Source organism: Stenotrophomonas sp. INTA L402-1 (genome assembly GCF_059295135.1).
The window spans coordinates 1-514 of record NZ_JCAFWP010000264.1; the positions used below are offsets into that span (position 1 = coordinate 1).

2 protein-coding genes are annotated in these 514 nt (G+C 64.2%); both read left to right on the forward strand.

The features are described 5' to 3' along the window. Positions 1 to 256, forward strand: a 256-nt coding sequence (locus tag AC5O77_RS22695; RefSeq protein ID WP_494507290.1) for a UTRA domain-containing protein, incomplete at its 5' end; no start/stop codon positions are given. Further along, the coding region (gene phnG, locus AC5O77_RS22700; RefSeq protein ID WP_494507291.1) for a phosphonate C-P lyase system protein PhnG at positions 257 to 514 on the forward strand (258 nt) is incomplete at its 3' end. It abuts the gene before it with no gap.

Below are 514 nucleotides of genomic sequence, written 5' to 3' on the forward strand. Positions count from 1 at the left end.
AGACAGGCAACGCTTCGACAGCGGCTCACTGCACGATTTTCTGCGCGAGCAAACCGGAATTGCGCTGCGCCGCAGCCAGACGCGGATCAGCGCCCGCCGCGCCCAGGCCAAAGAGTGCCAGCGTCTTGAAATCCCGAATATGTCGCCGCTGCTGTGCGTGCGCACCCTTAACCACCGTGACGGTGAAAGCAGCCCGGCGGAGTACTCCGTCAGCCTGACGCGCGCCGACATGATTGAATTCACTATGGAGCACTGAATGCACGCAGATACCGCGACCCGCCAGCACTGGATGTCCGTACTGGCGCACAGCCAACCGACTGAGCTGGCAGCCCGCCTGAACGCGCTGAACATCACCGCCGACTATGAAGTAATCCGCGCCGCTGAAACCGGCCTGGTGCAGATTCAGGCGCGGATGGGTAGCACCGGCGAGCGCTTTTTTGCTGGCGACGCCACGCTCACCCGCGCCGCCGTACGCCTGACTGACGGCACGCTCGGCTACAGCTGGGTGCTGGGG